Annotated in this window: 24 protein-coding genes; 20 read left to right on the top strand and 4 right to left on the bottom strand. The window is 65.1% G+C overall.

The annotated features are described in order from the left end of the window. Positions 1-33 precede the first annotated feature (33 nt). The 8 genes from K359_RS0107810 (at position 34) to K359_RS0107775 (ending at position 7161) form a co-directional block, all read left to right on the top strand. Complete coding sequence (locus tag K359_RS0107810) at positions 34-1014, top strand: tripartite tricarboxylate transporter substrate binding protein BugD (protein ID WP_029078841.1); 981 nt, start codon at positions 34-36, stop codon at positions 1012-1014. 185 nt (positions 1015-1199) lie between these two features. Beyond that, complete coding sequence (locus tag K359_RS0107805; protein ID WP_029078840.1) at positions 1200-1994, top strand: thymidylate synthase; 795 nt, start codon at positions 1200-1202, stop codon at positions 1992-1994. 8 nt (positions 1995-2002) lie between these two features. Then, on the top strand, positions 2003-2488 hold the full coding sequence (locus K359_RS0107800; RefSeq protein ID WP_029078839.1) for a GNAT family N-acetyltransferase: 486 nt from the start codon (positions 2003-2005) through the stop codon (positions 2486-2488). Further along, on the top strand, positions 2488-3000 hold the full coding sequence (locus tag K359_RS0107795; protein WP_029078838.1) for a dihydrofolate reductase: 513 nt from the start codon (positions 2488-2490) through the stop codon (positions 2998-3000). Before K359_RS0107800 ends, K359_RS0107795 begins: the two co-directional genes overlap by 1 nt. A 144-nt stretch (positions 3001-3144) precedes the next feature. Continuing rightward, on the top strand, positions 3145-4284 hold the full coding sequence (hflK, locus tag K359_RS0107790) for an FtsH protease activity modulator HflK (RefSeq protein ID WP_029078837.1): 1140 nt from the start codon (positions 3145-3147) through the stop codon (positions 4282-4284). Continuing rightward, positions 4281-5180 carry a protease modulator HflC gene (hflC, locus tag K359_RS0107785; RefSeq protein ID WP_029078836.1) on the top strand — a complete coding sequence of 300 codons (900 nt, stop codon included), beginning with the start codon at positions 4281-4283 and terminating at the stop codon, positions 5178-5180. Before hflK ends, hflC begins: the two co-directional genes overlap by 4 nt. A 108-nt stretch (positions 5181-5288) precedes the next feature. Then, positions 5289-5489, top strand: a complete 201-nt coding sequence (locus K359_RS0107780) for a DUF2065 domain-containing protein (RefSeq protein ID WP_029078835.1) — start codon at positions 5289-5291, stop codon at positions 5487-5489. A gap of 169 nt (positions 5490-5658) precedes the next feature. Beyond that, the gene (locus tag K359_RS0107775; RefSeq protein WP_029078834.1) at positions 5659-7161 is read left to right on the top strand and encodes a Do family serine endopeptidase; all 1503 of its coding nucleotides are present in this window, start codon (positions 5659-5661) and stop codon (positions 7159-7161) included. Between the two features lie 120 nt (positions 7162-7281). Here K359_RS0107775 and serB read toward each other — a convergent pair whose 3' ends face one another. Beyond that, positions 7282-8199, bottom strand: a complete 918-nt coding sequence (gene serB, locus K359_RS0107770; RefSeq protein WP_029078833.1) for a phosphoserine phosphatase SerB — start codon at positions 8197-8199, stop codon at positions 7282-7284. On the opposite strand from serB, the gene miaA reads away from it, so the two are divergent. The 8 genes from miaA to ilvC all read left to right on the top strand — a co-directional run bounded on the left by miaA (position 8198) and on the right by ilvC (position 16215). Next, entirely contained in the window at positions 8198-9127 is a 930-nt protein-coding gene (gene miaA, locus K359_RS0107765) for a tRNA (adenosine(37)-N6)-dimethylallyltransferase MiaA (RefSeq protein ID WP_029078832.1), read from the top strand. The genes serB and miaA overlap by 2 nt on opposite strands. Before the next feature lie 348 nt (positions 9128-9475). Then, the gene (locus K359_RS0107760) at positions 9476-11251 is read left to right on the top strand and encodes an acetolactate synthase 3 large subunit (protein ID WP_029078831.1); all 1776 of its coding nucleotides are present in this window, start codon (positions 9476-9478) and stop codon (positions 11249-11251) included. 14 nt (positions 11252-11265) lie between these two features. Next, positions 11266-12252 (top strand): threonine dehydratase, encoded by a 987-nt coding sequence (locus K359_RS0107755; RefSeq protein ID WP_029078830.1) that lies wholly within the window; start codon positions 11266-11268, stop codon positions 12250-12252. Positions 12253-12273: 21 nt separating this feature from the next. Then, positions 12274-12816 (top strand): acetolactate synthase small subunit, encoded by a 543-nt coding sequence (ilvN, locus tag K359_RS0107750; RefSeq protein ID WP_016841057.1) that lies wholly within the window; start codon positions 12274-12276, stop codon positions 12814-12816. A 3-nt stretch (positions 12817-12819) separates the two neighbouring features. Then, a complete protein-coding gene (locus K359_RS0107745; RefSeq protein ID WP_029078829.1) occupies positions 12820-13515 on the top strand; it encodes a class I SAM-dependent methyltransferase in 696 nt (231 codons plus the stop codon). Positions 13516-13550: 35 nt separating this feature from the next. Continuing rightward, positions 13551-14429, top strand: coding sequence for an EamA family transporter (locus K359_RS0107740; protein WP_029078828.1), 879 nt, complete (start codon positions 13551-13553; stop codon positions 14427-14429). A gap of 7 nt (positions 14430-14436) precedes the next feature. Then, positions 14437-15045, top strand: coding sequence for a LysE family translocator (locus K359_RS0107735; RefSeq protein WP_029078827.1), 609 nt, complete (start codon positions 14437-14439; stop codon positions 15043-15045). Between the two features lie 150 nt (positions 15046-15195). Then, a complete protein-coding gene (gene ilvC, locus K359_RS0107730) occupies positions 15196-16215 on the top strand; it encodes a ketol-acid reductoisomerase (protein WP_029078826.1) in 1020 nt (339 codons plus the stop codon). Positions 16216-16372: 157 nt separating this feature from the next. On the opposite strand, the gene K359_RS0107725 is transcribed toward ilvC, so the two are convergent. Continuing rightward, positions 16373-17479, bottom strand: coding sequence for a DUF2336 domain-containing protein (locus tag K359_RS0107725; RefSeq protein WP_029078825.1), 1107 nt, complete (start codon positions 17477-17479; stop codon positions 16373-16375). A 288-nt stretch (positions 17480-17767) separates the two neighbouring features. Further along, the gene (locus K359_RS0107720; RefSeq protein ID WP_029078824.1) at positions 17768-18787 is read right to left on the bottom strand and encodes an adenylate/guanylate cyclase domain-containing protein; all 1020 of its coding nucleotides are present in this window, start codon (positions 18785-18787) and stop codon (positions 17768-17770) included. A gap of 173 nt (positions 18788-18960) precedes the next feature. On the opposite strand from K359_RS0107720, the gene K359_RS58290 reads away from it, so the two are divergent. Beyond that, positions 18961-19314, top strand: coding sequence for a lysozyme inhibitor LprI family protein (locus tag K359_RS58290; protein ID WP_245284540.1), 354 nt, complete (start codon positions 18961-18963; stop codon positions 19312-19314). A gap of 28 nt (positions 19315-19342) precedes the next feature. Next, positions 19343-19576: a hypothetical protein gene (locus K359_RS0107710; RefSeq protein WP_029078823.1), complete on the top strand. Its 234-nt coding sequence runs from the start codon at positions 19343-19345 to the stop codon at positions 19574-19576. A 22-nt stretch (positions 19577-19598) separates the two neighbouring features. On the opposite strand, the gene K359_RS51415 is transcribed toward K359_RS0107710, so the two are convergent. After that, the gene (locus K359_RS51415) at positions 19599-20219 is read right to left on the bottom strand and encodes a hypothetical protein (protein WP_035976313.1); all 621 of its coding nucleotides are present in this window, start codon (positions 20217-20219) and stop codon (positions 19599-19601) included. A 109-nt stretch (positions 20220-20328) separates the two neighbouring features. On the opposite strand from K359_RS51415, the gene K359_RS0107700 reads away from it, so the two are divergent. Both K359_RS0107700 and K359_RS0107695 read left to right on the top strand, forming a co-directional pair. Beyond that, positions 20329-21042 (top strand): TetR/AcrR family transcriptional regulator, encoded by a 714-nt coding sequence (locus K359_RS0107700; protein ID WP_029078822.1) that lies wholly within the window; start codon positions 20329-20331, stop codon positions 21040-21042. 169 nt (positions 21043-21211) lie between these two features. Beyond that, positions 21212-22924 carry a sulfatase-like hydrolase/transferase gene (locus K359_RS0107695; protein ID WP_029078821.1) on the top strand — a complete coding sequence of 571 codons (1713 nt, stop codon included), beginning with the start codon at positions 21212-21214 and terminating at the stop codon, positions 22922-22924. Positions 22925-22928 lie beyond the last annotated feature (4 nt).

Here is a 22928-nt window from a genome sequence, read left to right as displayed (position 1 = left end):
TTTATTGGTCAAACGTTCCCGGGAGGATTCGAAATGATCTCCATTCGCTCGCTTGCGGGCGCATGCCTTTCGGCATTTGCCGCACTGAGCGCCGCAGCCGTGCCGGCGTCCGCGCAGAACTACCCGACCCGCACCATCACCATGATCGTGCCGTTCGCAGCCGGCGGTCCGACCGACGTCATTTCACGCATCGTCACTGCGAATATGGCGCCGACGCTGGGACAGAGCATCGTGATCGAGAACGTGGTCGGCGCCGGCGGCACCACCGCGACGACGCGCGCCGCGCGCGCCGCCAACGACGGCTATACGCTGGTTACCGGGCATATGGGCACGCACGCCGCCTCCGTGCCGCTGTACCCGAAGCTTGCCTATCACCCGGAAAAGGATTTCGAGCCCGTCGCGCTGCTTGCCGGCACGCCGATCCTGATCCTTGCCCGCAAGGATTTTCCGCCGAAGGATCTCAAGGAATTCGTCGCCTATGTGAAGGCCAATGCCGAGAAGGTCAACGCCGCGCATGCCGGCATCGGTTCGGTCTCCCACGTGTCCTGCGAGCTCTTGAACTCGATCCTCGGCATCAAGCCGGTCGGCGTGCCCTTCAACGGCACAGGACCTGCGATGAATGCGCTGGTCGCCGGCCAGGTCGATTACATGTGCGACCAGATCGTCAACGCGGTGCCGCAGATCAATGCCGGCACCATCAAGGCCTACGCGATCGCGACCCTCGAGCGCAATCCGTCGCTGCCTAATGTCCCGACCACGGCGGAAGCCGGCCTGCCGGATTTCCAGGCCCAGGCCTGGAACGCGATCTTCGCGCCGAAGGGAACCTCGCCCGCCATCATCGCCACCCTGAACGCGGCGGCCATCAAGGCGCTCGACGATGAGACCGTGCGCAAGCGCCTGCTCGAACTCGGCAGCGTGATCCCGGCGCCCGCCAGCCGCACCCCGGAGGCGCTCGCGACCCTGGTCAAGAGCGAGATCGCGAAATGGACGCCGGTGCTCAAGCCGGCCTCTTAATCCAGCGCGATCAAGTGGATAGGCAAGGGATAGGCAAGGGCGGAACGCGAGTTCCGCCCTTGTCGTTTGCCGCAGGAGTGTTCACTTTTCAGGGTATAATCGGTGCATGAAGCCGAATCGGCATGTCGACCGGCAGCCCCGGCCGCTAGATTGCCGCTCCGCCCAGAGAGCCTGAAACCAACGCCATGAACCAGTATCACGACCTGCTCGAACGCATCCTCGCCGACGGCGCGGAGAAGCACGACCGCACCGGCACCGGCACGCTGTCGATCTTCGGCCATCAGATGCGCTTCAACTTGGCGGCCGGCTTCCCGATGCTGACGACCAAGCGGCTGCCGCTGAAGGCGATCGTGCACGAGCTGCTCTGGTTCCTCGCCGGCGACACCAACATCAAATATCTCAACGACAACGGCGTCACGATCTGGGACGAATGGGCCGACGCCAATGGCGATCTCGGCCCGGTCTACGGCTCGCAATGGCGCTCGTGGCCGGCGCCCGATGGCCGCAGCATCGACCAGATCGCGGGCGTGATCGAGATGATCAAGCGCAATCCGGATTCGCGGCGGCTGATCGTCAGCGCCTGGAATCCGGCCGAGGTCGACAAGATGGCGCTGCCGCCGTGCCATTGCCTGTTCCAGTTCTATGTCGCCAACGGCAAATTGTCCTGCCAGCTCTACCAGCGCTCCGGCGACGTCTTCCTCGGCGTGCCCTTCAACATCGCGTCCTATGCGCTGCTGACCATGATGGTGGCGCAGGTCACCGGGCTGAAGCCCGGTGATTTCGTGCACTCGCTCGGCGATGCGCATCTCTACTCGAACCACCTCGAGCAGGCGCGCCTGCAGCTGACGCGGCCGACACGGCCGCTGCCGACGATGACGATCAATCCCGATGTGAAGGATATCTTCGCGTTCCGCTACGAGGACTTCAAACTCGAAGGCTACGACCCGCATCCGCACATCAAGGCTGAAGTTGCGGTCTGAGGGGCTGAATGTCGCTGACCATCCGCCGCGCGCGGCCCGATGAGGCCGGACTGGTGTTCTCGCTGGTCCGCGAGCTCGCCGAATACGAAAAGCTCCTGCACGAGGTCCACGCCAGCGAGGCCGATATCGCCGAGGCGCTGTTCGGCGCGAACCCGCGGCTTTATTGCGACATCGCGGAATGGAACGGCGAGTCGGCCGGCTTCGCGGTCTGGTTCGTCAACTTCTCGACCTTCGCCGGCCGCCACGGCATCTATCTCGAAGACTTGTTCGTGCGTCCGGCGCTGCGCGGCAACGGCATCGGCAAGGCATTGCTGGTGCATCTGGCGAAGCAATGTCTCGCCAATGGCTGGGCGCGCCTGCAATGGGCGGTGCTCGACTGGAACGCGCCGTCGATCGCATTCTACAAGTCGCTCGGCGCCGAGATGATGGACGAATGGACGATCTGCCGCGTCTCCGGCCCGGCGCTGTCGACGCTCGCGGAAGGGACACGCTGATGGAGATCGTGCTGGTCGTCGCGGTCGCCGAGAACGGCGTGATCGGAAGCGCCAACGCCATTCCGTGGCGGCTCAAATCCGACCAGCAGCGCCTCAAGGCGATCACGCTGAACAAGCCCGTCGTGATGGGACGCAAGACCTTCGAATCCCTGCGCAGGCCGCTGCCGGGGCGCACCAACATCGTGGTGACGCGCGATGCGAACTACCGCGCGCGCGGCGCCATCGTCACGACGTCGTTCGAAAACGCCCGCGCCATTGCGCTTGGTGACGCGCTGCGGCGTTTCGCCACTGAGATCGCGATCATCGGCGGCGCGGAGATTTACGCGCAGTGGATGGGTGTGGCTGATCGCTTGGAGATCACCGAGGTCCACGCCAGGCCGGACGGCGACACACGGTTCGACAAAATCGATGCGAAGGAGTGGGACGAGGTCGCGCGCGTGCGAAATCCGGCAGGTCCGGACGACAGCGTCGACTTCTCCTATGTGACATATCGTCGGCGCAGCCAACGTTAACTAATGTTTGCATTGACAATTATGGCCCGGCGCATAGCTCGTCCGGCCAGGAAGCTTGCGTTGTAAGGGCCCTAGCGGTCCCCTATAACCGGGCCGGACAATCGAGGCCGGGCGTCCCGTCCGGACTTGCCGAGGAGATGTTTGATGCCGTGGAAAAATCAAGGCGGGGGGCCCTGGGGCTCGGGTCCGAAAGGGCCATGGGGCACCGGTCCGCAGTCAGCCGGGCCGAGGCCGCCGGATCTTGAGGATCTGCTGCGGCGCGGCCAGGACCGCCTGCAGCAGTGGCTGCCCGGCGGTCATTTCAGCGGCATGGGCGTCGCGCTGGTGCTGGTCGCCGCGCTGGCGATCTGGTTCGCGACCGGCATCTTCCGTGTACAGTCCGAAGAGCTTGGCGTCGTCCTGCGCTTCGGCAAGTATGTCCGCGATGCGCAGCCGGGCCTGCGCTATCACCTGCCATATCCGATCGAGACAGTGCTGCTGCCGAAGGCGCTGCGCGTCAACACGATCTCGATCGGCATGACCCTGATCGACGATCCCGCTCGCCGCGGCCGCACCATGCGTGACGTGCCGGAGGAGAGCCTGATGCTGACCGGCGACGAAAACATCGTCGACGTCGACTTCACCGTGCTGTGGCGCATCAAGCCGGGTGGGGCCGGCGCCTACCTGTTCAACATCCAGAATCCCGAAGGCACCGTGAAGGCGGTTGCCGAAAGCGCGATGCGTGAGGTGATCGGCCGCTCGCAGATCCAGCCGATCCTGACCGGGGCGCGCAACGTCACCGAGCAGAACGTCCAGGAGCTGATGCAGAAGACGCTCGATTCCTACAATGCGGGCATCCAGATTGCGCAGGTGCAGATGCAAAAGGTCGACCCGCCGGCGCAGGTGATCGACGCATTCCGCGACGTCCAGGCGGCGCGCTCCGACCTCGAGCGCAAACAGAACGAGGCGCAGACCTACGCCAACCGGGTCGTGCCGGATGCGCGTGGTCGTTCCGCGCAGATCCTGCAGGCCGCTGAGGGCTACAAGGAGCAGGCGGTCGCCGAGGCCAAGGGCCAGAGCGCCCGCTTCCTGAAAGTCTATGACGAGTACAAGAAGGCACCCGACGTGACGCGCGAGCGCATCTATCTGGAGACCATGGAAAAGGTGCTCGGCAGCTCCGAGAAGCTGGTCTATGACGGCAGCCAGGGCCAGAACATCGTGCCCTATCTGCCGCTCGGCGAGTTGACGCCGCGGCGTCCGGCGGCAGCACCGGCCACGACCGGCCAGCAGGGAGCCACCCGATGAGGTCCCCCGTCACCGGCATTGTGTCCCTGATCATCCTCTTCATCGTTCTTGCCGTCGGCTACAGCTCGGTGTTCACCGTGCAGCAGACCGAGCAGACCATCGTCCTGCGGTTCGGCGAGCCGGTCGAGGTCGTCACCGATCCCGGGCTGCACTTCAAGGCGCCGTGGAATTCGGTGATCAATGTCGACAAGCGCATCCTCGATCTCGAAAACCCGTCGCAGGAGGTGATCGCCTCCGACCAGAAGCGGCTGGTGGTCGACGCCTTCGCGCGCTATCGCATCAAGAATGCGCTGCGCTACTACACCAGCGTCGGCTCGATCCAGGCCGCCAATGTGCAGCTCACCACACTGCTCAACGCGTCGCTGCGCCGCGTGCTCGGCGAGGTCAGCTTCATCACGGTGGTGCGTGACGAACGTGAGCGGCTGATGTCGCGGATCCGCGAGCAACTCGACAAGGAGGCTGACGGATACGGCATCGAGGTCGTCGACGTCAGGATCCGCCGCGCCGACTTGCCGGAGCAGAACAGCCAGGCGGTCTACGACCGGATGAAGACCGAGCGTCAGCGCGAGGCCGCCGAGTTCCGTGCCCAGGGTGACCAGAAGGCGCAGGAGATCCGCTCGAAGGCCGATCGCGAAGCAACCGTGATCGTCGCCGAGGCGAACTCCACCGCGGAGCAAACCCGCGGCGCCGGCGATGCCGAGCGCAACCGGTTGTTCGCCGAGGCCTACGGCAAGGACAAGGACTTCTTCGCGTTCTATCGTTCGATGACGGCCTACGAGAACAGCCTCAAGTCCGGCGACACGCGTTTCCTGTTGCGGCCAGACTCGGAATTCTTCAGATATTTCGGCAGCGCCAACGGCAGGCAGCCTGAGGCGGCCGCCGCGCCGAAACAGTAACGTCACGACTTGAACTTCACGACGTGAACATCATGATTTGGCGGCGATGCGGACAACGCGTCGCCGCCACTCAAGAACAACAAGCATCGAGCGGGAGGCTGCCATCCGATGAAGTCCATAGCGTTCGGCGACTTCCTCATCGGTCTGGGAATCCTGTTCGTGCTCGAAGGCATCCTGTTTGCGGCAAGTCCCGCCTGGATGCGCCGGGCAATGAAGAGTGCGCTGGCGACACCCGACAATTTGCTGCGCATCGTGGGCATCGGTTCGGCGGTCGCAGGCCTGGTCCTGATCTGGGCGGTGCGACGCTGAGCGTTGCAATGTTCCGCCGCGCCCATCGTGCCGGAATGAACATAATCGTGAGCCTCTTGCGGCCGGTTTTTCGCCGAAATATCCGGCTGAGATGCTTGCGCCGCCCGCCCGTTCGGGCGCACTCTGTAAGCAGCTGATTTCGAACCCGTTTGCCTGGAGAAACTCCGACATGACCGCTGCCAGACCAGCCCTGAGCCGTCGCCTCCGCATGATGGGAGCCGCGATCTCGATCGGTGCTGCGAGCATGCTGAGCTCCGTGCCGGCGTTCGCGCGTGGTCCCGAAAGCATCGCCGACACCGCCGAGAAGGTGATCGACGCCGTCGTCAATATCTCGACGTCGCAGACCATCGAGGCCAACAAGGGCGGCGGCGCGATGCCGCAGCTGCCACCGGGCTCGCCGTTCGAGGAATTCTTCGACGACTTCTTCAAGAACCGCCGCGGGCCGCCCGGCAAGGGCGGCGACAAGAGCGGCGAGTTCCAGCCGCGCAAGACCAACTCGCTCGGCTCGGGCTTCATCGTCGACACCGCGGGCATCGTCGTCACCAACAACCACGTCATCGCCGACGCCGACGAGATCAACGTCATCCTCAACGACGGCACCAAGATCAAGGCCGAGCTGGTCGGCGTCGACAAGAAGACCGACCTTGCGGTCCTCAAGTTCAAGCCGCCGAAGCCGCTCGTCGCGGTCAAGTTCGGCGACAGCGACAAGATCCGTCTCGGCGACTGGGTGGTCGCGATCGGCAACCCGTTCAGCCTTGGCGGCACCGTGACCGCGGGCATCGTCTCGGCCAAGAACCGCGACATCAGCCAGGGGCCGTATGACAGCTACATCCAGACCGACGCCGCCATCAATCGCGGCAATTCCGGCGGTCCGCTCTTCAACCTCGAAGGCGAGGTGATCGGCGTCAACACGCTGATCATCTCCCCGACCGGCGGTTCGATCGGTCTCGGTTTCGCCGTGCCGTCGAAGACGGTGGCCGGCGTCGTCGACCAGTTGCAGAAGTTCGGCGAGCTACGTCGTGGCTGGCTCGGCGTGCGCATCCAGCAGGTCACCGACGAAATCGCCGACAGCCTCAACATCAAGCCGGCGCGTGGCGCGCTGGTCGCCGGCGTCGACGACAAGGGCCCGGCCAAGCCGGCCGGCATCGAACCCGGCGACGTCGTCGTCAAATTCGACGGCAAGGACGTCAAGGACCCGAAGGATTTGTCGCGCATCGTCGCCGACACCGCGGTCGGCAAGGAAGTCGACGTCGTCATCATCCGCAAGGGCAATGAGGAGACCCGCAAGGTCACGCTCGGCCGGCTCGAGGACACCGACAAGGTTCAGCAGGTCAACGCCAAGTCGAAGGACGACACCGCCGAGAAGCCTGTGACCCAAAAGGCGCTCGGTCTCGACCTCGCGGCGCTGAGCAAGGACCTGCGCACCAAATACAAGATCAAGGACAGCGTGAAGGGCGTCATCGTCACCGGTGTCGACAGCAACTCGGATGCGGCCGAGAAGCGGCTGTCGGCCGGCGACGTCATCGTCGAGGTGGCGCAGGAGGCAGTGTCCAGTGCCGCCGACATCAAGAAGCGCCTCGACCAGCTGAAGAAGGACGGCAAGAAGTCCGTGCTGCTGCTGGTCTCCAACGGCGACGGCGAACTGCGCTTCGTGGCGCTCGGCGTGCAGTAGAGCTTGCGCTACACATTGCGTCATTGCCGGGCTTGACCCGGCAATCCATCGACTGACAAAGCTTTTGCGCAGAATGATGGATGCCCGGGTCAAGCCCGGGCATGACGAGCCAGTGATCGGCTAGCTCTCGACGAACTCGTCCCGCCGATAGCCCTGCGCGTACAACAGCGCGCTGAGGTCGCCGTGGTCGATCCGCACCGCGGCTGCGCCTGCGACCGCCGGCTTGGCGCGATAGGCGACGCCGAGACCGGCGGCTTGGATCATGCCGAGATCGTTGGCGCCGTCGCCCACCACCAGCGTGTCGATATCGTCGAGGTCGAAGGATTCGGTGAGCTCGATCAGGGTGGCGAGCTTGGTGGCGCGGCCAAGGATCGGCTCGACCACTTCGCCGGTCAGTTTGCCGTTCTCGACCTGCAGCTGGTTGGCGCGGTTCTCCTGGAAACCGACCTTGGCCGCGACCACGCTGGTGAACAGGGTGAAGCCGCCGGAGATCAGGCAGGTATAGGCGCCATGCGCGCGCATGGTCATGACGAGGTCGCGTCCGCCCGGCGTCACCGTGATGCGCTTGTCCAGCACCTCGTCGACGACGCTGACCGGCAGGCCCTTGAGCAGCGCGACCCGCTCGCGCAGCGCCGACTCGAACTCGATCTCGCCGCGCATCGCCCGCTCGGTGATGGCGGCGACGTGGGCTTTCAGCCCGGCGAAGTCGGCGAGCTCGTCGATGCACTCCTGGCCGATCATGGTCGAATCCATGTCGGCCAGAAAAAGCTTCTTGCGCCGGCCGATCCGAGGTTGCACGACAACGTCGATCGGCAGGTCGCCGCGGGCCTGGCGCAGGCGCTCTTCGAACGCCTTGATGTCGTCCTTGCTGGGGTCTCCGCTGGAATCTTGGCTCTCGAAGGGAATGTCGACGGCGACTTCGTTGAACAGCCACTGCGCCGGGCCGGGTGAGGGCAGCACGGCCCGCGCACCGTCGACGGTGGTGGAGTCGAGCGCGGGGCTTGCAGGATTGCAGATCAGCGTGGCAACGAGGGACATGCAGGCGCATTCGGGATTGTTGGACAAGGCAGTGCTTATCGCAGGGCCGACCGCAAGCGGCAAGTCGGCGTTGGCGCTCGCGCTTGCGCAGCGCACCGGCGGGGTCGTGATCAACACCGACTCCATGCAGGTCTATCGCGATCTGGGAATCATCACCGCGCGGCCGACGGCGGGTGAGGAGGCGCTGGTTCCGCACCGGCTCTACGGCCATGTCGACGCCGGCGTGAATTTCTCCGCCGGCGCCTGGGTAACTGACGCGGCCAAGGTGCTTGGGAAGGCCCGTGCGGACAAACGCCTGCCCATCTTCATCGGCGGCTCCGGCCTGTATTTCAAGGCGCTGACGCGCGGCCTGTCGGCGGTGCCGCCGATCCCGGTCGAGGTGCGCGACGGCGTCCGCGCCAGGCTCGAGCAGCACGGCGTCGAGGCGCTGCATGCCGAGCTTGCCAAGCGCGATCCGGTGTCGGCCGAACGGCTGAAGCCGCGCGACCGCACCCGCATCGCGCGCGCGCTCGAGGTCGTCGAGGCCACCGGCCGCCCGCTGCCGGACTGGCATCGCGAGGGCCTGCCGCCGCTGGTGCCGCCGGGCCAATTCCACGCGCTGTTTCTCGCGCCGGAGCGCGATTGGCTTTATGCGCGGATCGACGCGCGGTTCGGCGCGATGCTTGATGCCGGCGTGCTCGACGAGGTCGCCGCATTGGCGGCGCGCGGGCTCGACCCGCTGCTGCCGGCCATGAAGGCGCACGGCGTGCCGGCGCTGATCCGGCACCTGAAGGGGGAGATCAGCCGGGAGGCGGCCGCCGAGACCGGTCGTGCCGACACCCGCCATTACGCCAAGCGCCAGTTCACCTGGTTCCGCCACCAGCTCCCCGAGTTCGAATGGGTCGCGCCCGAGGCGGCGAAGGAGTGGCTGGAGGAGCGGATCCCGTAGCCCGGTAGCCGCCCGTCTGCCATGCGCGTTGCGCCGCGCAAAAATGCTCGCCGAACGGCTGGAACCCCGTTACACTCCAAAAATCGCGAAAGTGCCTGCCTTGCCTTGACATTCGGGCTTTGGCCGCTATGTTCGCGCAACCTTTGGGAAGACTGGGTCGTATCGTGCGCAACATTATTACCAAACTCCTTATCGCCGTCGTACCCAGGCACACCGCCGGGGATGGCTAGCGGCCATCCAAATTCGGGCGGTGTGCATGGGGCCTCTGGGGCCCCTTTTTATTGCCCGAAACCGAACTGACGAGAACTGACAAAAGCCGCGCAAAAACAAGCGCATCCGGAGCGAACCATGACCGACAAGAGCCACGATCCCAATCAGATGACCGGCGCCGCGATGATCGTGCGCGCGCTCATCGATCACGGCGTGCAGCATGTCTTCGGCTATCCCGGCGGTGCGGTGCTTCCGATCTATGACGAGATTTTCCAGCAGAGCGAGGTCGAGCACATCCTGGTCCGCCACGAGCAGGGCGCCGGCCATGCCGCCGAGGGCTATGCGCGCTCGACCGGCAAGCCCGGCGTGGTGCTGGTGACGTCGGGCCCCGGCGCCACCAACATGGTGACGCCGCTGACCGACGCGCTGATGGATTCGATCCCGCTGGTCTGCATCACCGGTCAGGTGCCGACCCATCTGATCGGCAACGACGCCTTCCAGGAGTGCGACACGGTCGGCATCACGCGGCCCTGCACCAAGCACAACTGGCTGGTGCGCGACGTCAACGACCTCGCCAAGGTGCTGCATGAGGCCTTCTACGTCGCCACCACCGGCCGGCCGGGCCCGGTCGTGGTCGACGTGCCGAAGGACGTGCAGTTCGCGACCGGCACCTATCATCCGCCGCGCAAGTCGGACGTGCACATCTCCTACACGCCACGCGTGAAGGGCGACGCGACCCAGATCCGCAAGGCGGTGGCGCTGCTCGCCAATGCCAAACGTCCGGTGATCTATTCCGGCGGCGGCGTGATCAATTCGGGCTCCGAGGCCTCGCAACTGCTGCGTCAGCTGGTGGAGGCGACTGGCTTCCCGATCACCTCGACCCTGATGGGGCTGGGCGCCTATCCGGCGTCGGGACCGAACTGGCTCGGCATGCTGGGCATGCACGGCACCTACGAAGCCAACATGACCATGCATGATTGCGACGTCATGCTGTGCGTCGGCGCGCGCTTCGACGACCGCATCACCGGCCGCACCGACGCGTTCTCGCCGGGCTCGAAGAAGATCCACATCGATATCGACCCGTCCTCGATCAACAAGAACATCCGCGTCGACGTGCCGATCATCGGCGACGCCGGCAACATACTCGGCGACCTGCTGCAGGTGTTCAAGGCGGAAGCCAAGAAGCCCGACATCAAGGCGTGGTGGCAGCAGATCGCGCAATGGCGCGCGCGCAAGTCGCTGTCCTACAAGAAGAACAACGATATCATCCTGCCGCAATATGCGATCCAGCGCCTGTTCGAGCTGACCCGCGGCAAGGACACCTACATCACGACCGAAGTCGGTCAGCACCAGATGTGGGCCGCGCAGTTCTTCGGCTTCGAGGAGCCGCACCGCTGGATGACCTCCGGCGGTCTCGGCACCATGGGCTACGGCCTGCCGGCCGCGGTCGGCGTGCAGGTGGCGCATCCGCACAGCCTGGTGATCGACATCGCCGGCGACGCCTCAGTGCAGATGACGATCCAGGAGATGTCGACGGCGGTTCAGTTCGAGCTGCCGATCAAGATCTTCATCCTGAACAACCAGTACATGGGCATGGTGCGGCAGTGGCAGCAGCTATTGCACGGCAACCGGCTGTCGCATTCGTACTCGGAGGCGCTACCTGATTTCGTCAAGCTCGCCGACGCTTATGGCTGCGTCGGCCTGCAGGCGACCAAGCCGTCCGATCTCGACGGCGCGATCAAGGAGATGATCTCGATTAAGCGTCCGGTGCTGTTCGACTGCCGCGTCGCCGCGCTGGAGAACTGCTTCCCGATGATCCCGTCGGGCAAGGCGCATAACGAGATGCTGCTGCCGGAAGAAGCCACCGATGAGGCCACTGCGAGGGCCTTCGCGGGTGGCAAGGCGCTGGTGTGAGGTGAGGACGGATCATGTTTGACCTCGACGAGCTCGAGCGCGCGCACAGGATCGTCGGCACCGCGGTGCCGGCGACGCCGGCGCATGCGTGGCCGCTGCTGGCTGAACGGCTCGGCACCGAGGTCGTGGTCAAGCATGAGAACCACACCCCGACCGGCGCCTTCAAAGTGCGCGGCGGGCTGGTCTATCTCGAATGTCTGAAGCGCGAGCGGCCGGATGTGCCCGGCATCATCTCGGCAACACGTGGCAATCATGGCCAGAGCATCGCCTTCGCCGGGCGTCGTCACGGCCTCCCGGTGACGATCTACGTGCCGCAAGGAAACTCGGTCGAGAAGAACCGTGCGATGGTTGCGTTCGGCGGTAACCTCATCGAGTACGGCAACGATTTTCAGGAGGCCCGCGAGGAAGCCTATCGGCGGGCCGAGCGCGATGGCCTGCACATGGTGCCGGCGTTCCATCCGAACATTGTCCTTGGCGTTGCCACCTACGCGCTTGAGCTGTTCAGGAGTGCACCCGATCTCGACATTCTCTACGTCCCGATCGGGCAAGGCTCGGGCATTTGCGGCTGCATCGCGGCGCGCGACCTGCTCGGACTGAAGACCGAGATTATCGGCGTGCAGTCGGCCGCGGCGCCGTCCTACGCGCTGTCGTTTGCTGCGCGCACCGTGGTGAGCACCAACAGCAGCAACACGCTGGCCGACGGCATGGCGACCCGCAATCCCGACGCGGCTGCGCTGGCGATCATGCTCAGAGGGGCCTCGCGCATCGTCCAGGTGACGGATGACGAGATCGCTACCGCGATCCGCGCCTACTGGACCGACACCCACAACCTCGCCGAGGGCGCCGGTGCCGCGCCGCTTGCGGCTGCGCTGCAGGAAAAGACCAGGCTCGCCGGCAAGCGGGTCGGCCTGATCCTGAGCGGCGGCAATATCGATTTCGATCTGTTCCGGACCTGGATCGGGACGGATGCCACGCCGGCCGCCCAGCGGGCGGTGGCGTGAAAAGCATGTAAGGGGACGACCATGAACCAGCCCGCATCCGCCTACTTCCTCGAAGAGCGTCACGATCCCAACGAGACGCACACGCTGTCGGTGCTCGTGCAGAACGAGCCCGGCGTGCTCGCGCGCGTGATCGGGCTGTTCTCCGGCCGCGGCTACAACATCGAAAGCCTTACCGTCTCGGAGACAGAGAGCCAGAAACACCTCTCGCGGATCACGATCGTCACCACGGGCACGCCGATGGTGATCCAGCAGATCAAGCATCAGCTCGACCGCATGATCCCGGTCTACCGCGTCGTCGACATGACGCTGACCGGCAGCTCGATCGAGCGCGAACTTGCGATGGTCAAGGTGAGGGGCGGTGGCGATCACCGCGTCGAGGCGCTGCGGCTGGCGGATGCGTTCCGCGCCCGGGTGATCGACGCCACGACCGAGAGCTTCGTGTTCGAGATCACGGGCAACTCGTCCAAGATCAGTCAGTTCATCGACCTGATGCGCCCGCTGGGGCTGGTCGAGGTGTCACGAACCGGGGTGGCCGCGATCACGCGCGGGCCGGAAGGGATGTGAATCATGTTGGCGCGCGACTGGTACTACACGCAACGGCGGCAGGTCGGTCTCGATACCGCGGTGGCCTCGATCTATGACGTCAGCGAGGACAGCGACGTCCGTGCCCGTCAGGCGCTGGCCATGCTCGGCGCCAAGCCGGGCTGGCGGATCGCCGATATCGGCTGCGGCAACGGCGTGCTGGCGACCGAGGCGGCGCTGATGGGCGCCGAGGTCGACGCCATCGACATCTCGCCGGCGATGATCGGGCTCGCCGAAATCTATGCGCGCGACCGCAAGGCGAAGATCCGGACCCAGCCGGCCGGCCTGTTGTCCTTCGCCTATCAGCCGAATTCCTACGATCTAATCGTCAGCGAGTTCACGCTGCATCATTTGCCCGACTTCTGGAAGGCGGTGGCGCTGTCGCGGATCTTCAACGCGCTGAAGCCCGGCGCGAACTTCTATCTGCGCGACATGGTGTTCGTCAGCATGCCCGACGGCGTCGATCGCGATGTCGAAGGGTGGGCCGATTTCTCGATCAAGAATCACGATTTCGAGCGCGAAAGCGTGATCACCCACATGCGCGACGAATACTCGACCTTCGGCTGGGTGATGGAGCGCATGCTGACCGAGACCGGCTTCACGCTGGTCTCCGTCGATTACCACGCGCCGCTGCACGGTACCTACCTGTTGCGCAAACCGATGCCGGACCAACAAATCTAGATCCCGGCCGTAACGGAAGCAAAAGAAGAACAACAATGAAGCCGGCCGATGTTGGCATCGCCGTCATGGTCGCGGTGATCTGGGGGCTTGCGTTCGTCGCAAGCCGGATCGCGCTCGATGAGTTGCCGCCCGAATTGATGACGGCGCTGCGCTTCGGCATCGCGGCCCTGCCGTGCCTGTTGCTGCGCAAGCCGCGCCAGGTCTCGTGGCCGCTGCTGATCGGAATCAGCCTCACCTTGTTCCTCGGCCAGTTCCTTGCGCAGTCGATCGCAATCGCCCATGGCGTGCCGGTCGGGCTCACCAGCGTGATCGTGCAGAGCCAGGCGCTGTTCACCATCGGCTTTGCCGCGCTATTGTTCGGCGAATTGCCGTCGCGGCCGCAGACCGCCGGCATCGCCATCGCCGCGATCGGCCTGCTGATGATCTGCGGCACTGTCGGCTACGATTTCAGCGTCACCGCCTTTGCCATCCTGATGATCTCGCCGGTCTCGTTCGCAGTCGGAAACCTGCTGCTGCGGCCGGCGCAGGGCGCGCGCATGTTCGACCTGTTCGCATGGCTGTGCCTGTGTGCGGCGGTCCCGTTGTTCGGCCTGTCGCTGCTGACGCTGGGCGCCAAGCCGATCTGGCAGGCGCTGTCGCATCTATCGCCGTCCGGCATTGTCTCCATGCTGTTTGTCGGCGCCATTTCCACCAGCATCGCCTACTGGCTTTGGGGCCGGCTGCTGCGGGATTATCCGGCGGCGCAGGTGGTGCCGTTCGCGCTGCTGGTGCCGTTCGTCGGCTCCGCCGCCTCCAGCGTCGTGTTCGGCGAGAAGTTCGGGCCGCTGCGGCTGGCCGGCATGGTCACTGTCATCGCCGGCATCGCCGTGATGTTGCTGTCGAAGCGGCCAAAAACGCTGCCGAAAGTCGCGTGAGGGCACCATGTCGAATTCGCTGCTGTTCGCCTTTGTCGTGTTCGCGGTCGTGATGTTCTTCACGCCGGGTCCCAACAACATCATGCTGCTGTCGTCGGGGCTGACCTACGGCTTCCGCCGCACCGTGCCGCACATCGTCGGCATCACGGTCGGCTTCGCCTTCATGGTCGGGGCGGTCGGGGTCGGGCTCGGTGCGGTCTTCATCGCCTATCCGGTGCTGCAGACGATCCTGAAATATGGCGGCGTGGCCTATCTGGTCTATCTCGCGGCCGTCATCGCCATGGCCGAGCCGCCCTCGGCGGACAAGGACGACAGGGGCGGCCGCGGCCCGATGACGTTCTGGGGCGCGGCCCTGTTCCAGTGGATCAACGCCAAGGGCTGGGTGATGGTGATCGGCACCATCACGGCCTATGCGGCGATTGCCGCTTTCCCGTGGAACATCGCGATCCAGGTCGGCCTGAGCCTGATCCTGGGGACGGTGTCCTGCGTCGTCTGGGCCTTGTTCGGCACCGCGCTGCGGCCGATCCTGACCTCGCCCCGGGCGATCCGTGCCTTCAACGTAGTCATGGCCATCCTGCTCCTGGCCTCGCTCTACCCGGTCTTCATGGACGCATGATGCCGCACCGCGCCATGCGAGATGGGGGTTTCCCCTGAGGGGAAAAATGCTCTAGACAACGCCGGAAATTTGCGGGCGCCCGGCGGTTCTGACCTTCCGAAAGCCTGATTCATCGGCCGATTTTGGCCCCCTTCAAACGAGGAAACCACGATGCGAGTTTACTACGATCGCGATGCCGACCTGAACCTGATCAAGGGCAAGAAGGTTGTTATCGTCGGCTATGGCAGCCAGGGCCACGCCCATGCGCTGAATCTGAAGGATTCCGGCGTCAAGGAAGTCGCCATTGCGTTGCGCAAGGGCTCGGCCTCGGCCAAGAAGGCGGAAGCCGCCGGCTTCAAGGTGATGGAGGTCGCCGAGGCCGCCAAGTGGGCCGACCTCGTCATGATGCTGACCCCGGACGAACTGCAGGGCGACATCTATCGCGAGCACCTGCACGACAACATGAAGAAGGGCGCGGCGCTCGTGTTCGCCCACGGCCTCAACGTGCACTTCAACCTGCTCGATCCGCGCGCCGACCTCGACGTGCTGATGATCGCGCCGAAGGGCCCCGGCCACACCGTGCGTTCGGAATATCAGCGCGGCGGCGGCGTGCCCTGCCTGATCGCGATCGCCAAGGATTCGTCGGGCAACGCCCATGACCTCGGCCTCAGCTACGCCTCGGCGATCGGCGGCGGCCGCGCCGGCATCATCGAGACCACCTTCAAGGAAGAGTGCGAGACCGACCTGTTCGGCGAGCAGGTTGTGCTCTGCGGCGGCCTGGTCGAGCTGATCAAGGGCGGCTACGAGACGCTGGTCGAGGCCGGCTACGCGCCCGAGATGGCCTATTTCGAGTGCTTGCACGAAGTGAAGCTGATCGTCGACCTGATCTATGAAGGCGGCATCGCCAACATGAACTACTCGATCTCCAACACCGCCGAATACGGTGAATACGTCACCGGTCCGCGCATCGTCACGGCCGAGACCAAGGCGGAGATGAAGCGCGTGCTCGCCGACATCCAGGGCGGCAAGTTCGCCCGCGACTGGATGCTGGAGAACAAGGTCAACCAGACCTCGTTCAAGGCGACCCGCGCCAAGCTCGCCCAGCACCCGATCGAGGAAGTCGGCGCCAAGCTGCGCGACATGATGCCCTGGATCAAGAAGGGCGCGCTGGTCGACAAGACCAAGAACTAAGGCTGACGCGTAGGGTGGGTTAACCGAAGGCGTAACCCACCATTTGCGCCGCGGCGGGAGAAGTGGTGGGTTACGCTTCGCTAACCCACCCTACGCACCGAATCGAAAAGGGTGGGCGCGTTGCCCACCCTTTATTCAGAACGAACGTCAGCGGCAGTTAACCGGCCGCGATCGGCTGCTTCTCGATTCTGTTGTGAAGCTGCCAGAACCGCACGGTGCGCTGCGCGGTCTCCAGCGACAGCCGCCGGTAATCGCGTTGCGCGATCTCGAGCGTTGCGTTGTCGATCGAATGCGGCAGCGGCCGCTTGCGCAGGATGCTTTCGACCGTCGGCCAGTTCAGCCGCGCCGAGCGGCACGGGATCAGGATCAGGTCCGAGCGCAGCCCGAGCATCAGGCGTTCGATCATCGCGATCGGCATGTCGTTGAGCACGGCGAGCGCGACCGTGACCTCGTCGAACTTGCCGGATTCGGCGAATTTGTAGACGGCGGCGTCATCGAGCTCGTTCAGCTGCTTCATCAGCTTGACCAGCTCTTCGGCGATGCCGTAGTTGCGGCGCGGAGCGGCGGCCTCTTCCTGCGCGATGTCGTTCAGTACCTGGCTGATCTCCTCGCGCGCCCTGGGCGACGCGATCGCGAGCAGGCGGGCGCGCACCGTATCCTTGGCGCGCTGCAGCAGGTCGCGCAGCAGCTTGGCTGGAATGTCGATGCGCAGCCCGAGGATCTCGACCAGCTCGTCATCGCCTTCGGCGCGGGCGACGATCGAGGAATAGCCGTTGTCGGAGAACTGCGCGCCGGCGTTGTTGGCGAGCCGCCGGATCACTCTGTCCTCGCCGCGGTCGATGATCACGTCGGTGACGGAAGCGGGCAGGTTTTCCCGCGCCGAGATCGCGAACAGATGATCCTGTCCCTTGCTGCTCGCGATCTCGCGCAGTGCGTCGCTTGAGAGGCGGCTGGAGTGGGTCAGCACTTCGCCCGCGACGCCGATGTCGTCGTCCCAGGCGAGGTGCTGAATCACCTCAAACGGCGCGTAGTCGAGCGGCGCGAGCCGCTTGCTGAGCTCGGCGCGCGCACGCGTCTCGACGCGCGCGACGAGCAGGCAGAGCACGTCGTCGAACACCTTGACCTGTTCATCGTTGAGGCGGTCGCCGTCGTTCAGGAACAGATCGGTGACTTGCCGCAGCGTCTGCACGCGTTTGGCGGATGTTCCGTCCCGGACCGCATCTTCGAGTTCGGCAATAATCGATTGTGACGCCTGTTGCGCCATCGATGGGCAACCTTGTTTTTGTTGAATGACACCTGATCTGCACCATGCAGGGCGCGGTCTTACACGTGCGTTAAGGTGGAACCCGGTGCAAATACGGGTGCATCGCATCCTTAACAGGGCGCGACCGGACACGATGCAATTTGCGCTTTCGACGGAGCCGTCGGAGCTAGAGCTTCGGTTCTGATTGAATCAGAACCGAAGTTCTAGCTTCTTGTTTTGACGCGTTTTCTTCACGCGAACCGGTGCCCACTTCGCTCGAAAGCGCTCTAATGCGCATTAAGGGATTATTTAGGACGACGCACGCCGCGCGACGGCAAAGATGTCGATCGATGCGGCGCGCCCGCGCAATTGGGTCGAGCCGAGCGGCTCGATGACGAAATCCTGCTCCGAAGGCAGCAGGCGAAGCAGCTCGCCCGAGATCAGCAGCGGCCGGCCGGCCTCCTTGCAATGCGCCTGCAGCCGCGCCGTGACGTTCACGGTGTCGCCGAAATAGGCGATCTGTCGCCGCGAGTCCCCGCATTCGCCGATCACGACCGGACCGGCGTGCATTCCGGCCCGAAACGAGGGCACCACGCCGAACTCCTTGCGGTAGTGATCGGCCCGCCTGGCCAGGCGGTCCTCGATCGCGAACACGCAGTCGAGATAGCGCCGCGATGTCTCGTCCGCACCGGCCGGCCATGTCACGATGACCTCGTCGCCGACATAGGCATGCACCTCGCCGCCATGCGCCACGATGGCGCCGTCGATGTCGGAGAAGAAGCGGGTCAGCAACTGCTGCACCCGCAGCTCGCCCATCGCTTCCGCCAGCGAGGTCGAGCCGACCAGGTCGAGAAACAGCAGCACGCGCTCCTCGCGCACCGGCTGGCGGTAGCGTCCGAGCACGACGCTGAGCAGCGTCCGCCCGCCGATCATCCGGACCAGCTCGTAGATCGTCGTGACCGGGATCGACATCAAGAGGCCGACGCCGATGATCTTCAGGAAGGTGTCGCGAATCCACTTCGCCTCGAGCCCATGCCCGTACAGGATGATCTCCAGCACAATCGCGGCGATCGCGACGACGACGGCCAGGATGACGGAGCGGACGATCAACTCGACAATCAGCGGCTGTCGTCGCAGCCAGCTGCCGCGCGCGACCAGATAGAGATGTGTCGCCCAGAGGGTCAGGCTGATGGCGGCGCCCTCGACGGCACTGCGCGCATAGTTCGCGACGGAGGCCTCGTCGGACTCGTCGAAGGCGTAGCGGAACAGCCCGCCGACGAGCAGGCCGAACACGGCCAGAACGATCGCAGGCGTCACCGCGCGCCGCATGGTCCCTCCACATCCATGAAATATCCTGCGCGGATCGGGAAGGCTAGCGGTTGCACGGCGCGGTCGGGGTGAACGGGATACGCTGCAGCGGCACTAATGTATGGTTCGATCGCGGGGATCGATCGGAAAGGGACGGCGGCATGAAAACGGTGTTTAAGCTAAGGCCTCTGATCATGGCCGTTTTCGTCACCGCCCTCGCTTCGGCGGCTCATGCCGGCGACCAGGGCGATCCCGAGCAGTCTTGCGGCGGCAACACCTACCAGATGGTCGAGTGTCTGAAGGCCAAAACCGCGCAATGGGACAAGCGGATGAACGTCGCCTATCAGCAGGCGCTGAAGGATGCCGCCGGCGACAAGCAGCGCGAGCAGCTCCGCACCGCGCAACGGCTGTGGATCCAGTACCGTGACGCCAACTGCCTGTATTACGACCTCGGGGAGGGCACCATCGCCCGCCTCGATGCCGGCGAGTGCATGCGCAGCATGACCGAGACCCGGGCCAAGGAACTGGAGAATCTTGGCCATCAGTGAGCCATGTTCCGGAGTCACGACCGCGGTCATGAGCGACGGAAAAAACCAGGACGAACTGACCCAGCTTGCGGAGGCGGCGCTGCGCGCCCAGCCCGGCTGCGAGACCGCGCGCGTGCCGACGGTCGCCGCGCTGCCCGATGCGCAGATCGGGCGCAACTGGGAGATTCCGAACGTCGTGCTCGGCGACAGTTTGATCAGCGACGTCGATCGCGCGGTGCTGTCGGTTCATCGCCAGCTCGGCCGCAAGTTTCACCTTGTGTGAGGGGACCTGATCCGGTCGTGCCTCAGCTCGCCTGTGCCGGGCGTGGCGCGGGCCGCGCGGCCATGCTGATCATCCTGAGCGCGAACACGACGGCAAGCGGCACCAGGAACAGCGCGTAGAGCGGCATCTCCGGAATCCGCTTGCCGAACGAGACCATGAACTGCAGCTGCAGATAATAGCCGCCGGCCAGGTGCAGCGTGCGCCAGGCGCGCGGACCCAGCATCGCAGCCGTGCGATCGAACGAGGTCGCGGTCAGCGCGATGATGACGACATAGCCGATGCCGCCGAAGACGTACGACACCACCGAGGTCGCGGCCGCGAAGCCTGCCGGATCGAGCACCGCGAACGCGGCGATCGCGACCGCATGGATGGCGTGCGAGGCCGCGAAGGTGACGCCGACATAGCGGCGATTGCGGCGCTGCCAGTGCGTCCAGGCGTTCGGCCAGAGCCGCGCCAGCGCGGCAGCCGAGAAGGCGAGGCAGAACAACAGCAGCGAGGTCCGCGCCGTGAAGCGGATCACCATCCGCACGCCCTCGACCTCGAACTGCCGCATCGCGGCGATCCAGATCGAAAGCCCGATCAGGGTCAGCGTGAGCAGGCCGAACAGCCGCCAGCCCTCGAACCAGTTTCGACCCGTCGCCATATCCCGCCTCCGCTGTTGATGTAATCACCAGTTACATGTCGCGGGTGCGGGAGGTCAATCTGTGTAATCGGTGCTTACATTCACAAGCGGGTGATGCTAGAGGTGCGCCATGCGCCGTCCCGCCAAGAGATCCCCCAGCAGCCAACCTGCCGGACGCCGGTCGTCCAAGCCGCGTCCAGCGCGGGCACCGGCGGCCAAGCCCTACCACCACGGCGACCTCCGCCGGGTCCTGATCGATGCCGCCATGCAACTGGTCGGCGAGGGCGGGCCGGAGGCGGTCAGCGTGCGCGAGGCCGCCCGCCGCGCCGGGGTCTCGCCGGGGGCGCCGTTCCGGCATTTCCCGAGCCGGGACGCCCTGATGAACGCGGTGGCGGAGGAGGCGCAGCGCCGCTTCCGCGCCGAGATCGGGGCGGCGCTGGCCGAGGCGCCGCCGGGCGATCCGCTCGGCCGCTTCCGCTGCCTCGGGATCGCCTATCTGCGCTGGGCGATGAAGAACCCGACCCATTTCGAGATCATCTCCAGCCGCCGCTTCTTCGACCACGACCGCTCGGCTGGCGTCTCCAGCGACAATGCCGAGCTGATCGGCCTGACCGAGCGCACGCTGGCGGAGGCATTTGCGGCCGGTCAGCTCGCAGCGCGCGACCTCAAGCAGGTCCAGATCGCCGGCCGCGCGCTGGTTTATGGCTTTGCGCGGATGCACATCGACGGTCACTTGCCGCGCTGGGGTGTCGGCGAAACGGAGGTCGAACAGATGGCCGCGGCCATCGTCGATCTCTTCATTGCCGGCATCGCGGGGAGCGCGGCACCTGCGGCCAAGGTCTAAGCCGCGCGCTGCCGGCCACGGCACACCCGGGCGGGTAAATTCATTGCGCGTTCATGACGATTCAAATACGGTTTTATGACACGGCGCAGACACCGGCTGTGCGGTGTGCCTCCTGGCCATTGCCAGTCAAGGCCGTGCCATTGCGCCGGGTTTGTATTGCGTCCCGCCCATGGCGCCCGCGCCTCAGCAAAACTCTTCCGTTGCCGCGCTCGCCGGCGGTCTCGTCGCGCTCGGCATCTGGCGCTTGATGGCGGTCGCCGCGCCGCATCTCGGCGCGCTGATCCTGATGCTGCGGACCGAGACCGATTTCGGCTCGCGGTTCTGCTTCCTGCTCACCTGGGGAATTCTCAACTTCCTGTTCATCGCGCTGCTGCGCCGGCCGGCGCTGTCGGGCGCGCTGTCGCTGACGCTGGTCGTGGTGCTGGTGCTGCTGTCGCGGTTCAAGCACGACGTGGTGCAGATGACCGCGAACTTCGTCGACCTGATGGTGATCGACCGCGACACCGCGGCGTTCCTGCTCACGATCTTCCCGAACCTGCGCTGGTCGATCATCGGTGCCGGCCTCGTCACGCTACCCTTGATGTACGCGCTGTGGTGGCTCGATCCGTTCCGCATCCGCCGCCTGCCGGCCGCGGCCGCCTGCCTTGCCTGCACGGCAGCGCTCTCGGGCTATGCCTTCGCCTGGCCCGATGAAGCCTGGCGCGGCTATTACGACGACGGCTATCTGTCGAAATTCGCGCGCTCCGGCGTGACCGCGGTGTCCGACTTCGTCGCCTATGGCTTCATGGAGTCGGATCCAACCGCGAGCGAGCAGCTCAAGGTGCCGCTGGTCGACGCCTGCCATCCCGCCGGGCGGCGGCCGAACATCATCATGATCCATGATGAATCGAGCTTCGACATCCGTGCCGCCTCCGGCATCAAGGTGCCGCCGGGCTATGGCAGCCAGTTCAAGTCCTATGACGGCGTCGAGCGCAAGTTCCTCGCCGAGAGCAATGGCGGGCCGAGCTGGTTCACCGAGTACAACGTGCTTGCGGGATTGTCGTCGCGCTCGTTCGGCCGCTTCTCCTATTTCGTCACCCGCATCGCATCCGGCCGGGTCGCGCGCGGTCTGCCGCTGGCGCTGCGGCGCTGCGGCTACGAGACGCTCTCGCTGTATCCGGCGTTCGGCGCCTTCATGAGCGCGCGCAACTTCCAGACCACGACCGGCATCCAGCAGTTCTACGATGCGCATGATCTGCATGCCAAGGACGTCGAGCCCGACAGCTTCTTCTACGACAAGGCGCTGAAACTGATGGCGGAACAGAAGACATCAGCCACGCCGCTGTTCACCTTCGTCTATCTCGCCGCCAACCATTTCCCGTGGGAGACCAAGTTCCGTCCCGATCTGCTGCCGTCATGGAAGCAGCCGGGCAACACGCCGTCGGTCGACGAATATCTGCGCCGGCAGGCGATGAGCGCCACTGACTACGCCGGCTTCGTCGCGGCGCTGAAGAAGAAGTTCCCGGCGCAGCCGTTCCTGATCGTGCGCTATGGCGATCATCAGCCGGAGTTCTCGCCGCAGCTGCTCGATCCCAAGCTCGACGAGGCCGGCATCGGCAAGAAGCTGATGGATTACGATCCGCGCTACTACGCGACATATTACGCGATCGACGCCGTCAACTTCGAACCGGTGAAGAGCCCGGCGGTGATGGACACGATCGACGCCGCCTATTTGCCGCTGGTGATCCAGGAGGCCGCGGGCATTCCGCTCGATCCGTCGTTCGAGGAGCAGAAGGCCATCATGCTTCGCTGCAACGGCGCGTTCTATTCCTGCAAGGACGGTGCGGAAGCGCGCCGCTTCAACCGCATGTTGATCGACGCCGGGATCATCAAGGGACTTTAGCGAT

This window comes from Bradyrhizobium sp. th-b2 (genome assembly GCF_000426785.1).
GTDB classification, from domain to species: Bacteria; Pseudomonadota; Alphaproteobacteria; order Rhizobiales; family Xanthobacteraceae; genus Bradyrhizobium; species Bradyrhizobium septentrionale.
The sequence above is the reverse complement of the archived record's forward strand: the minus strand, read 5'-3'. Positions and strand labels throughout refer to the sequence as shown.

Bases quoted from the DNA above. Each gene is read 5' to 3' on its own strand.
- K359_RS0107780 (WP_029078835.1), top strand. From the start codon at position 5,289: ATGAAGTCCATAGCGTTCGGCGACTTCCTCATCGGTCTGGGAATCCTG.
- ilvN (WP_016841057.1), top strand. From the start codon at position 12,274: ATGAACCAGCCCGCATCCGCCTACTTCCTCGAAGAGCGTCACGATCCC.
- hflC (WP_029078836.1), top strand. From the start codon at position 4,281: ATGAGGTCCCCCGTCACCGGCATTGTGTCCCTGATCATCCTCTTCATC.
- K359_RS0107700 (WP_029078822.1), top strand. From the start codon at position 20,329: ATGCGCCGTCCCGCCAAGAGATCCCCCAGCAGCCAACCTGCCGGACGC.
- K359_RS0107810 (WP_029078841.1), top strand. From the start codon at position 34: ATGATCTCCATTCGCTCGCTTGCGGGCGCATGCCTTTCGGCATTTGCC.
- K359_RS0107760 (WP_029078831.1), top strand. From the start codon at position 9,476: ATGACCGACAAGAGCCACGATCCCAATCAGATGACCGGCGCCGCGATG.
- K359_RS0107735 (WP_029078827.1), top strand. From the start codon at position 14,437: ATGTCGAATTCGCTGCTGTTCGCCTTTGTCGTGTTCGCGGTCGTGATG.
- K359_RS0107755 (WP_029078830.1), top strand. From the start codon at position 11,266: ATGTTTGACCTCGACGAGCTCGAGCGCGCGCACAGGATCGTCGGCACC.
- K359_RS58290 (WP_245284540.1), top strand. From the start codon at position 18,961: ATGGCCGTTTTCGTCACCGCCCTCGCTTCGGCGGCTCATGCCGGCGAC.
- ilvC (WP_029078826.1), top strand. From the start codon at position 15,196: ATGCGAGTTTACTACGATCGCGATGCCGACCTGAACCTGATCAAGGGC.
- hflK (WP_029078837.1), top strand. From the start codon at position 3,145: ATGCCGTGGAAAAATCAAGGCGGGGGGCCCTGGGGCTCGGGTCCGAAA.
- K359_RS0107775 (WP_029078834.1), top strand. From the start codon at position 5,659: ATGACCGCTGCCAGACCAGCCCTGAGCCGTCGCCTCCGCATGATGGGA.
- K359_RS51415 (WP_035976313.1), bottom strand. From the start codon at position 20,219: ATGGCGACGGGTCGAAACTGGTTCGAGGGCTGGCGGCTGTTCGGCCTG.
- K359_RS0107795 (WP_029078838.1), top strand. From the start codon at position 2,488: ATGGAGATCGTGCTGGTCGTCGCGGTCGCCGAGAACGGCGTGATCGGA.
- K359_RS0107740 (WP_029078828.1), top strand. From the start codon at position 13,551: ATGAAGCCGGCCGATGTTGGCATCGCCGTCATGGTCGCGGTGATCTGG.
- K359_RS0107805 (WP_029078840.1), top strand. From the start codon at position 1,200: ATGAACCAGTATCACGACCTGCTCGAACGCATCCTCGCCGACGGCGCG.
- K359_RS0107710 (WP_029078823.1), top strand. From the start codon at position 19,343: ATGAGCGACGGAAAAAACCAGGACGAACTGACCCAGCTTGCGGAGGCG.
- K359_RS0107745 (WP_029078829.1), top strand. From the start codon at position 12,820: ATGTTGGCGCGCGACTGGTACTACACGCAACGGCGGCAGGTCGGTCTC.
- serB (WP_029078833.1), bottom strand. From the start codon at position 8,199: ATGTCCCTCGTTGCCACGCTGATCTGCAATCCTGCAAGCCCCGCGCTC.
- K359_RS0107725 (WP_029078825.1), bottom strand. From the start codon at position 17,479: ATGGCGCAACAGGCGTCACAATCGATTATTGCCGAACTCGAAGATGCG.
- K359_RS0107695 (WP_029078821.1), top strand. From the start codon at position 21,212: ATGGCGCCCGCGCCTCAGCAAAACTCTTCCGTTGCCGCGCTCGCCGGC.
- K359_RS0107800 (WP_029078839.1), top strand. From the start codon at position 2,003: ATGTCGCTGACCATCCGCCGCGCGCGGCCCGATGAGGCCGGACTGGTG.
- K359_RS0107720 (WP_029078824.1), bottom strand. From the start codon at position 18,787: ATGCGGCGCGCGGTGACGCCTGCGATCGTTCTGGCCGTGTTCGGCCTG.
- miaA (WP_029078832.1), top strand. From the start codon at position 8,198: ATGCAGGCGCATTCGGGATTGTTGGACAAGGCAGTGCTTATCGCAGGG.